At 40.3% G+C, this 9505-nt stretch carries 12 protein-coding genes; 5 read left to right on the top strand and 7 right to left on the bottom strand.

Going from position 1 to position 9505, the window contains the following annotated elements; translation table 11 throughout:
• Positions 1–530: 530 nt before the first annotated feature.
• From HMPREF0850_RS07810 to HMPREF0850_RS07795, 5 genes are all read left to right on the top strand, one after another.
• On the top strand, positions 531–1127 hold the full coding sequence (locus tag HMPREF0850_RS07810; protein ID WP_000749551.1) for a hypothetical protein: 597 nt from the start codon (positions 531–533) through the stop codon (positions 1125–1127).
• A gap of 2 nt (positions 1128–1129) precedes the next feature.
• Positions 1130–1354 carry a helix-turn-helix transcriptional regulator gene (locus tag HMPREF0850_RS07805; protein ID WP_001041097.1) on the top strand — a complete coding sequence of 75 codons (225 nt, stop codon included), beginning with the start codon at positions 1130–1132 and terminating at the stop codon, positions 1352–1354.
• A gap of 76 nt (positions 1355–1430) precedes the next feature.
• Complete coding sequence (locus tag HMPREF0850_RS12965) at positions 1431–1703, top strand: hypothetical protein (protein WP_009013947.1); 273 nt, start codon at positions 1431–1433, stop codon at positions 1701–1703.
• A gap of 108 nt (positions 1704–1811) precedes the next feature.
• On the top strand, positions 1812–2618 hold the full coding sequence (locus tag HMPREF0850_RS07800; protein WP_000731933.1) for a peptidylprolyl isomerase: 807 nt from the start codon (positions 1812–1814) through the stop codon (positions 2616–2618).
• Positions 2619–2645: 27 nt separating this feature from the next.
• A complete protein-coding gene (locus HMPREF0850_RS07795; RefSeq protein ID WP_000600213.1) occupies positions 2646–2885 on the top strand; it encodes a zinc-ribbon domain-containing protein in 240 nt (79 codons plus the stop codon).
• Positions 2886–2927: 42 nt separating this feature from the next.
• Here HMPREF0850_RS07795 and HMPREF0850_RS07790 read toward each other — a convergent pair whose 3' ends face one another.
• The 7 genes from HMPREF0850_RS07790 to HMPREF0850_RS07760 form a co-directional block, all read right to left on the bottom strand.
• Positions 2928–4469: an ABC-F family ATP-binding cassette domain-containing protein gene (locus tag HMPREF0850_RS07790; protein WP_000025362.1), complete on the bottom strand. Its 1542-nt coding sequence runs from the start codon at positions 4467–4469 to the stop codon at positions 2928–2930.
• 1 nt (position 4470) lies between these two features.
• Entirely contained in the window at positions 4471–4950 is a 480-nt protein-coding gene (locus HMPREF0850_RS07785; protein WP_000163104.1) for a VanZ family protein, read from the bottom strand.
• A gap of 1 nt (position 4951) precedes the next feature.
• A complete protein-coding gene (gene rlmN, locus HMPREF0850_RS07780) occupies positions 4952–6037 on the bottom strand; it encodes a 23S rRNA (adenine(2503)-C(2))-methyltransferase RlmN (protein ID WP_000804765.1) in 1086 nt (361 codons plus the stop codon).
• Positions 6038–6057: 20 nt separating this feature from the next.
• Positions 6058–6588, bottom strand: coding sequence for a YutD family protein (locus tag HMPREF0850_RS07775; protein WP_001224372.1), 531 nt, complete (start codon positions 6586–6588; stop codon positions 6058–6060).
• Positions 6589–6742: 154 nt separating this feature from the next.
• Entirely contained in the window at positions 6743–7348 is a 606-nt protein-coding gene (gene sodA, locus HMPREF0850_RS07770) for a superoxide dismutase SodA (RefSeq protein WP_000974733.1), read from the bottom strand.
• A gap of 69 nt (positions 7349–7417) precedes the next feature.
• Positions 7418–8455 (bottom strand): DNA polymerase III subunit delta, encoded by a 1038-nt coding sequence (gene holA / locus HMPREF0850_RS07765; protein WP_000879626.1) that lies wholly within the window; start codon positions 8453–8455, stop codon positions 7418–7420.
• Between the two features lie 32 nt (positions 8456–8487).
• Entirely contained in the window at positions 8488–9423 is a 936-nt protein-coding gene (locus HMPREF0850_RS07760) for a dihydroorotate oxidase (RefSeq protein ID WP_000255190.1), read from the bottom strand.
• Positions 9424–9505: the final 82 nt, after the last annotated feature.

Below are 9505 nucleotides of genomic sequence, written 5' to 3'. Positions count from 1 at the left end.
TCATAAAACACCTCATTCAAATATATTTTTGAATGAATTTTAACATTAAACTTTGTAGATGTCAACTTCAGCTCCATCAAAGTATAGATAAGAAGGTAGAGATTGGACTGAAATATAGTGAAATGTATTAAAATTGAAAAAAGAAAAAACGCTTGAAATCAGAGTTTTTCTTATGTATTGATTCGTATTGAATGCTTACTTCACTTCTGTAAAAATTAACTTCTACACCTACAAAGCCTATTCTGACAGACTTTATAAAAGCCTAAGAAAAAAAGTAGAGATTCATACAGTGTCTAGATTTTCCAAAAATTCTTTATCATCAAATATTATTAACGAAACTATCAAACCAAATACGATGCATTGCTTCAAAGAATTCTTTAGTTGTTTGACTAGCGAGGTCTTTAATTAAAAAATTTTTTCAAATAATTGCCACATTGACACATAAATTCTTGCTTTATAAATTTAAGTGTGATATATTTATAACATAATTTTAAGTGTGATATATTTATAACACAAAAAAGGAGTCTATCATGAAAAAAAGTCAAAAAATGCGTGGCCTCATTGCAATGATTGCCGTAGCTCTCTTTATTGATTTTATTGTTTTATTTGGTTCTAATCTTAGTTGGGGACCCAAGTTAGTTATTGCTGGTATTTCAGTATCAGGTCAAATTGTAGCTATTTGGAGCTGGCTACATATGAAACCATGGCCTCATAAGAGTCAGAAAGGTAAGGGAAAGATTATTTTTGACTTGTCTGCTAAGCTTTACACGATACTTTTGTTTGCAGCAAGCATTTTTTATACAGTAGGGATTTGGGTTGCGACCCCAAGCGAAAGTTCTGGTATTAAAGAATGGATTTTGGGAATTGGCCTCGTTATTGAAGTGATTGTATTTGGTTTTTTCTCTTTAAAAAATGTCAAGGAAACTCCGGACGAACGCTTTTATGCTAATTTAGCAAAGGCAGCTAGCTTAATGTTTGTTTTTATACTAGGCACACTGATGATCCTAGCAGTTATCATTGGGTATATGGGGTCTCTCACTCTTTACATGGGACAGATATTTATTAGCATAGCTGCCTTGATTTGCATCTTTTCGGTTGTCTATCTTATCTTGGAACGTAGAGGATAAGCATGGCCAAAGAAAGCAAAATTATTACTAATCTCAAATCTGTTCGTGAGTCCACAGGTATGACCCAGCAGGAGTTAGCCGACCTCATCGGCATGCGACGCGAGACAATTCTGCACTTGGAAAATAACCGTTACAACCCTTCGCTGGAAATGGCTCTTAAAATTGCTCAAGTTTTTAATCTTAAAGTAGAAGACCTCTTTGAACTCAGACAGAAAGAGGAAGCATAATTCTTTTCGAGACCTGGTTTCCTAAATACTTTGAGTACACTTATGATATTGATACCCCAAAGCATCTAAAAACTCTGTGGAAAAAGGTTATGCTGTCATTAAGACAGCTTTTGATTCACTTGACCATCTAAATGCCACCATAAAAAAGAATATTCTGAAAAGCAAGGGAATGACAGGACTGTCTAAGATGAGGGCTCCATATTTGGACCAATCCCTTCGTGACAACTTTTCAGAAGAAGAATTAGCAAGTTACTTTTCAATTCGTGGTTACAAATTGACTCCAAAGGGGGAGCAGATACTGGAACAGTACCAGGACATTATCGACCGTCATCCAAAGAAAAATCTCTAAGCAAGCGACTTTCTGGTCGGCTTCCTCTTAAACTACCTTGTCACAAACATTTGAAATCAACTCCCTTTTAAGGTACAATGATAGAAATGAATTTTTGAGAGGAAAACAATGAAAAAACTAGCAACCCTTCTTTTACTATCAACTGTAGCCCTTGCTGGATGCACTAGTATCCAGCGTGGTCTTCGTGGTGACGACTATGTCGACTCTAGTCTTGCAGCAGAAGAAAGCTCAAAAGCAGCTGCTCAGGCTGCCAAAGATTTGAATGACGCTTTAACCAATGAAAATGCCAACTTCCCTCAACTTTCTAAAGAAGTTGGCGAAGATGAAGCCGAGGTCATTTTACATACAAATCAAGGCGATGTTCGCATCAAACTCTTTCCAAAATTAGCTCCTCTAGCAGTTGAAAACTTCCTTACTCACGCTAAAGAAGGCTACTATAACGGCATTACCTTCCACCGTGTCATCGATGGCTTTATGGTCCAAACTGGAGATCCTAAGGGAGATGGTACAGGTGGTCAATCCATCTGGCATGATAAGGATAAAACGAAGGACAAGGGAACTGGTTTCAAAAATGAAATCTCTCCTTACCTATACAATATCCGCGGTGCCCTTGCTATGGCTAACACTGGTCAACCAAATACCAACGGTAGCCAGTTCTTCATCAACCAAAACTCGACAGATATTTCAGCTAAACTTCCTACCAGCAAGTATCCTAAGAAAATCATCGAAGCTTATAAAGAAGGCGGAAATCCTAGCCTAGATGGCAAACACCCTGTCTTTGGTCAAGTCATCGATGGTATGGACGTTGTTGACAAGATTGCCAAAGCTGAAAAAGATGAGAAAGACAAACCAACTACTGCTATCACCATTGATAGTATCGAAGTAGTGAAAGACTACGACTTCAGCAAAAAATAAGCCATCAACAGATAAGGAGACGATGACATGATTTTATTTTGGGGTTCTAAAGGTTATCAGAAAGATTTGGGTCATACGCAAACTGCAATCGAATGTGGTCACTGTAACAATGTCGACTCTTGGGAGATCGTAGAAATTGGACGCAAGTTCACCCTCTACTGGATTCCACTTTTCCCTTATGGTAAAAGTTACTTCGTTTCTTGTCCTATTTGCCACTACGGTAAAGAAATTGAGAAATCTGAAGTTGAAAGCTATTTAAACTACTAGTCAAAAAAGCCAAGTCATTTCGATTTGGCTTTTTTAGTGCTTTTAAGTTAGATTGTTAAAGTCCCAGATTTGGTCCATCCAGCCTTCATAGAAGTCTGGTTCGTGGCAAACCATGAGGATTGAACCCTTATACTCTTTCAGAGCACGTTTGAGTTCGTCCTTAGCATCCACATCTAGGTGGTTGGTCGGCTCATCCAGCACTAAAACGTTGTTTTCACGGTTCATTAAGAGACAGAAACGCACCTTGGCCTGTTCTCCACCTGACAATACCTGAATCTGACTTTCAATGTGCTTAGTTGTCAAACCACAGCGGGCAAGGGCTGCACGAACTTCTGCTTGGTTAAGGGCTGGAAAGGCATTCCAAACAGCCTCTAGTGGTGTTTGGCGATTCCCACCTTCTACTTCCTGCTCAAAATAACCGAGTTCTAGGTAGTCACCGCGTTCAACTTCACCAGCGATTGGTGGGATAATTCCCAAGAGAGACTTCAAGAGAGTTGTTTTCCCAATACCATTGGCTCCAATAATGGCAACCTTTTGATTGCGTTCAAAAGTAAGATTTAAAGGCTTGGTCAGAGGGCGGTCATAACCAATCTGCAAGTCCTTGGCTTGGAAGATAAAGCGCCCTGGCGTACGAGCTGGTTTGAAATCAAAGGATGGTTTTGGCTTCTCACTTTGCAGTTCAATAATATCCATCTTATCCAATTTCTTCTGGCGGGACATGGCCATGTTTCGAGTTGCGACACGGGCTTTATTGCGGGCTACGAAATCCTTGAGGTCCGCTATCTCTTTCTGCTGACGTTCGTAGGCTGCTTCCAACTGAGATTTCTTCATGGCATAGACTTCTTGGAACTGGTAGTAGTCACCAGAATAACGCGTCAACTGTTGATTTTCCACATGGTAGACGATATTGATTACGTCGTTTAGGAAAGGAATATCATGCGAAATAAGGACAAAGGCATTCTCATAGTTTTGGAGATAACGCTTGAGCCAGTCAATGTGTTCAGCATCCAAGTAGTTGGTTGGTTCGTCCAAAAGCAAGATATCTGGCTTTTCAAGGAGGAGTTTAGCCAAAAGCACCTTAGTTCTTTGTCCACCTGATAAGACTGTTACATCCGTATCCATGCCATAGTCCATAACACCGAGGGCACGCGCTACTTCATCAATCTTGGCATCTAAAGTATAAAAATCACGACTCTCCAAACGGTCTTGGAGTTCGCCAACTTCTTCCATGAGTGCATCGATATCCGCTCCGTCTTCGGCCATTTCCATATAGAGGTCATTGATCCGAGCTTCTGCTTTAAATAGCTCATCAAAGGCCGTACGGAGAACATCACGAACGGTTTGACCTTCTTTTAGCACAGCGTGCTGGTCCAGATAGCCAGCAGTCACATACTTAGACCACTCTACCTTCCCTTCATCTGGTAACATCTTACCAGTCACGATGCTCATAAAGGTTGATTTTCCTTCACCGTTAGCACCGACTAGACCGATATGCTCTCCCTTGAGGAGACGGAAGGACACATCTTCAAAAATTGCACGGTCACCAAAACCGTGACTCAGATTTTTAACTTCTAAAATACTCATCCTAATTCCTTATCTTGTTTTTATGCAATCCTTTATAGAGGAGCCAAGCCAGATAGCCTCCCAAGGTATTGGTCCACAAATCATCAATCTCAAAGACGCGATTAAAATCAAAGAAAAAGTCTAAGAGTAGTTGCGTACACTCGATTCCTAGACTCAGTAGAAAGCTGAGAAGGAGAATTTTTTTCGTTTGCCGCAAATTTGGACAGAGATAAATCAGTTGAAAGACTAGGGGAAAAAGCAAGAAAACATTTAAAATGTTCTGCAAAAAGATCCAAATGACTTGTCCCAAACTAGTCACTTCACCCAGATTCCAAAGGGAGTTTAAGGGAGTTAAAAGAAAAACCAGGCGTCCAAAAGTTTGAATACCTGGAGTTTCCACTCCTGTAGGAAGTTGAGGCTGGGGAGTAAAACAAAAACAGATAATGCATAGGCCGTAAACAGCCACTCCCAATCTTAAGATTAATTCTCTTTTTTTAGTCATTTTATGGATTTACCGCTGCGACTGCCTTCTGGCGGTCACGTTTCATTGTATTGGAGCGCAATTGTCCACAAGCTGCATCGATATCTGTACCGTGCTCTTGACGAACAACACAGTTGATTCCTTTTTTCTTGAGAGTGTCATAGAAGGCCATCACGCGTTCTTTAGGACTACGGCTATATTGGTCATGTTCACTAACTGGGTTATAGGGAATCAAGTTTACATAAGATAATTTCTTGATGTTCTTGAGCAACTCAGCCAACTCCAAGGCTTGTTCAATTCCATCATTGACTTCATTGAGCATGATATACTCAAAAGTCACCCGGCGATTGGTTGTTTCGATATAGTACTCAATAGCAGCAAAGAGTTTTTCAATCGGAAAGGCACGGTTAATTTTCATGATGCTTGAACGCAATTCATTATTGGGTGCGTGAAGAGACACAGCCAGATTAACCTGTACGCCTTCATTAGCAAAGTCACGAATTTTATGGGCCAAACCTGAGGTAGAAACCGTGATATGACGAGCACCGATTGCCATCCCCTTGTCATCATTGATGGTACGGACGAAATTCAAAACATTGTTGTAGTTATCAAATGGTTCTCCAATTCCCATGACAACAATATGACTGACACGCTCGTCCTGACCACGCTCATCAAAATATTTCTGAACCAGCATGATCTGCGCTACAATTTCACCGTTATTAAGGTCACGTTGCTTCTTAATCAAGCCTGACGCACAGAAGGTACAACCAATATTACAACCAACCTGAGTGGTCACACAAACTGACAAACCGTAGTGTTGACGCATAAGTACAGTCTCAATCAACATGCCATCTGGCAACTCAAAAAGATACTTAACAGTACCATCAGCCGACTCTTGTACGATGCGTTGTTTCAATGGATTTACCACAAATTGCTCATTGAGCTTGGCAATCAAATCCTTGGAAAGGTTGGTCATTTCTTCAAATGACTGGACACGTTTACGGTAGAGCCATTCCCAGATTTGATCTGCACGGAATTTCTTTTCTCCTTGTTCTAATACCCATTCTTGCATGGTTTGACGTGTTAAACTATAAATAGACGGTTTCATCTCTTCTCCTTATTCTCTATCTATTTCTGACGAATGACAAAATGGCGCTGTCCCTTGTCTTCTTTCTGAGATTTCTGTTCCTTATGGCGACGCCTATTTCGCTTATCCGTATTTGGTTTTCTCTTGTTTTGCGAAGGTTTTTTTCCTCTTCTAGGATGATTTTCCTCATCCTTTTTACGCAATTTTTTATCAAATGACGCACGTTTCGGTGCTTGGTTTTCTAGGACAAAATAAGCACAACCATAACTACAGTACTCCAAAAGATAGTCCTGTAAGCGACTGATCTTTTCAATTTTTTCCTCTGTTCGATCGTCTTTGTAAAAACCGCGTAGACGAAGCTGTTCATTGCTCCAGTCCCCCACGACATAATCAAACTTGGTCAACACTTCTGAAAAGCGTTGATTAAAGACGGTCACATCGAAGGCATCCTTGATATTTTCAACCAAGGTAAAAGCAATCCCTTCAGTCTCAACCTTATCCCCATTTACTTGAAATTCTGGGCCAGGAAACTTGTTATAGTTGTATAATTCAGGTGCAATTTCTTTACGCATAGTCTTCCTTTTCCACGATTACTTAACACTCTATTTTACCATAATTTCTAGCAGTTAGCACGTTTCTCATAAAAATGAAAAAAGTCTGACGATTTTGTCAGACTCCTGCCTTATAAAGCAAAAAGAGAAGAATGACTCTTCCCTTCCTATTTTTTTATTTTGCTGCTGCGTAAAGCTCATCTACTTTGTTCCAGTTGATGACTGAGAAGAAAGCTTTGATGTAGTCAGGACGTACATTGCGGTATTTCACGTAGTAAGCATGTTCCCAAACGTCCAAGCCCAAGATTGGTTTTTTACCTTCTGAGATTGGTGTGTCTTGGTTTGCTGTTGAAGTTACTTCAAGCTTCCCTTCTTTGTTGACAACCAACCATGCCCATCCAGAACCGAAGCGAGTTGTAGCTGCTGCTGTAAAGGCTGCTTGGAACTCTTCAAATGAACCAAATGTTGCATCGATTGCTGCTGCAAGTTCTGCTGATGGAGCCGTTTTCTCAGGAGTCATCAATTCCCAGAAAAGAGCGTGGTTCAAGTGTCCACCACCATTGTTGATAAGTGCTTGACGGATATCAGCTGGGATAGATTCTACATCAGCAAGCAAAGCTTCAAGGTCTTCACCGATTTCAGGGTGTTTTTCAAGAGCAGCATTTGCATTGTTTACATAAGTTTGGTGGTGTTTGTCATGATGCAAGTGCATTGTTTCTGCATCGATGTATGGTTCCAAAGCGTCATATGCATATGGAAGGTCTGGTAAGATAATAGCCATCTGTAATACCTCTTTTTCTTTCTATATGAAAATGATAACGCAATCATCCTCTTTTTTCAAGTTTTTTGCTCAATTTGCTTCTGCCGCAATCTGCAAGAGTGCCTTTTCAAACAGGTAGCCTTTTTCATAGACACCTGTCTTAATCTGGTAGTCTGTTTCAATCAAATAAGAAATCGCTCGCTTGAGAAAGGCCAAGGAAATCCCTCTCGAATCTCTCAATGCAAACTTGATTTGATAAGGATTAGGATTGCGCCCCAAGTAAGTTCCCAGACTACTTGCAATCTGCGATTCCGTCTGACCAGCTTCTGATAAAATCTTCACTTGGGTAAAGGTACGAAACTGTCCTAACATGACAGCTATGAGCTTAATCTCGTCTTCCCCTTGCAAGGTCAAATCTCTAACCAAGTCACGGGCCTGGTCGATCTTTTTACCCAAGATAAGCTGAGTCAAATCAAAAATATTGTCCTGCAAGGTCTTAGGAATAGCCTCGACAATGTCCTTCTCCTCTATCACGCCGTCGGATTTATAAGACTGTAAAAAAAGGAGGTTTTTCTGGATTTCACTAAATTGAAAACCAGATTTGATAAGTAGATTTTCAAAGGATTGCCCCACAAACTGCAGACCTTGTTTTTGGCTCCATTTTTGGAAATACTGGCGGAGTTCTTGTTCCTTAGCCTCGATAGCATCAAATACTGTCGCGTCACGCTTGAGCAGTTTGACCAATCGTCTCTTGCTATCCAGTTTTCCTTCTGCAAAAATCAAAAGTTTAGTCGTCGGTGAAGGATTATCAAGGTATTCCTCAAATGACTTGAGCTCATCATCTGTTAAAAAGCGTTTCTTGGCTGTTGTGATATCGACAAAATGATCTAATATCACGATTTTTTCATCCGCAAAGAAAGGGAGACTGACCAACTCCAACTCCAAGTCTTTATAAGCTACTTCTTTCATATCAAAGTAAGCAAAGTTTAGATCAGCTGGATCATAACCAATCTGCCTCAACACTTGACTCTTCAGAACTTCAAACTGGCCCTGGTCTGTCCCTGTAAATAGGTTCAAGCTAGATAGACTTGATAAAGTCAACTTCTGACTGTCTTCAATGGCTAGCATCTTCTCTCCTTTCTTCTGATTTTTTATTAAACTTAATCAATATAGCGCAATTTCCCACGGAAATCTTCTAGGTTCTCATAACCTTTTTCTGCCATGATTGCTTTTAGTTCATTGGTAATGCGTTCAAAAGCACCGACACCTTCTTTGTGGAGCGTCGTTCCTACTTGCACCATACTAGCACCGCAAAGGATGTGTTCAAAGGCATCACGACCCGTTAGAACACCACCCGTTCCAATGATTTGGATTTGAGGATTTAAGCGTTGATAGAAAGCATGAACATTAGCGAGAGCAGTCGGTTTGATATACTCTCCACCAATGCCACCAAAACCATTTTTAGGACGAATCACGACCGACTCGTCTTCTATATAAAGGCCGTTTCCGATAGAGTTAACACAGTTAACAAACTTAAGAGGATATTTGTTGAAAATAGCTGCCGCTTGGTCAAAGTGGACAATATCAAAATAAGGTGGCAATTTGATCCCAAGAGGTTTGGTAAAGTAGGCAAATACTTCTGCCAAGATACGGTCTGTTGTCTCAAAATCATAGGCAATCTGAGGTTTTCCTGGAACGTTTGGACAAGAGAGATTGAGCTCTGTCAGTCCTTTGAATTCACTCTCTTGAACTTTTTTCAAGATGGTATGTGTTTCTTCTGGAGACATGCCAACTAGAGATAGGAAGAAGGTTCGGTTTGGCTCTTTTTCCTGCAAGTCCAAAAGGTAGTCCAGATAATAATCTAAACCATTATTTGGCAAGCCCATAGAGTTGATAGAACCAAGTGGAACATCTTGGTAACGCGGTTCAGGATTTCCCTGACGGAAGTCCAAGGTTGCTGTCTTCGTGACAAAGGTTCCTGCTGCTGAGTCTTTGACACCTTCTAGTTCCTCTATCGTCATACAAGCCACACCCGCTGCATTCATTAAGCAATTGTCAAACTCAAAGCTAGCTATTTGCGTTTTTGTTGATACCATGATTCTAATCCTCCAGATTCCTTTTATTTCTAATATTATACCATACTTTAAGCTTTTCTCTTTGAGAAAGTTATTTCTAGAG

This window comes from Streptococcus sp. M143 (assembly GCF_000162495.1).
Lineage (GTDB): Bacteria > Bacillota > Bacilli > Lactobacillales > Streptococcaceae > Streptococcus > Streptococcus dentisani.
This window is presented reverse-complemented; position numbering and strand designations above follow the sequence as displayed.

Excerpts from the sequence above, each read along its gene's own strand:
- HMPREF0850_RS07810 (WP_000749551.1), top strand. The coding sequence starts at position 531 with ATGAAAAAAAGTCAAAAAATGCGTGGCCTCATTGCAATGATTGCCGTA.
- HMPREF0850_RS07805 (WP_001041097.1), top strand. The coding sequence starts at position 1,130 with ATGGCCAAAGAAAGCAAAATTATTACTAATCTCAAATCTGTTCGTGAG.
- HMPREF0850_RS07800 (WP_000731933.1), top strand. The coding sequence starts at position 1,812 with ATGAAAAAACTAGCAACCCTTCTTTTACTATCAACTGTAGCCCTTGCT.
- HMPREF0850_RS07795 (WP_000600213.1), top strand. The coding sequence starts at position 2,646 with ATGATTTTATTTTGGGGTTCTAAAGGTTATCAGAAAGATTTGGGTCAT.
- HMPREF0850_RS07790 (WP_000025362.1), bottom strand. The coding sequence starts at position 4,469 with ATGAGTATTTTAGAAGTTAAAAATCTGAGTCACGGTTTTGGTGACCGT.
- HMPREF0850_RS07785 (WP_000163104.1), bottom strand. The coding sequence starts at position 4,950 with ATGACTAAAAAAAGAGAATTAATCTTAAGATTGGGAGTGGCTGTTTAC.
- rlmN (WP_000804765.1), bottom strand. The coding sequence starts at position 6,037 with ATGAAACCGTCTATTTATAGTTTAACACGTCAAACCATGCAAGAATGG.
- HMPREF0850_RS07775 (WP_001224372.1), bottom strand. The coding sequence starts at position 6,588 with ATGCGTAAAGAAATTGCACCTGAATTATACAACTATAACAAGTTTCCT.
- sodA (WP_000974733.1), bottom strand. The coding sequence starts at position 7,348 with ATGGCTATTATCTTACCAGACCTTCCATATGCATATGACGCTTTGGAA.
- holA (WP_000879626.1), bottom strand. The coding sequence starts at position 8,455 with ATGCTAGCCATTGAAGACAGTCAGAAGTTGACTTTATCAAGTCTATCT.
- HMPREF0850_RS07760 (WP_000255190.1), bottom strand. The coding sequence starts at position 9,423 with ATGGTATCAACAAAAACGCAAATAGCTAGCTTTGAGTTTGACAATTGC.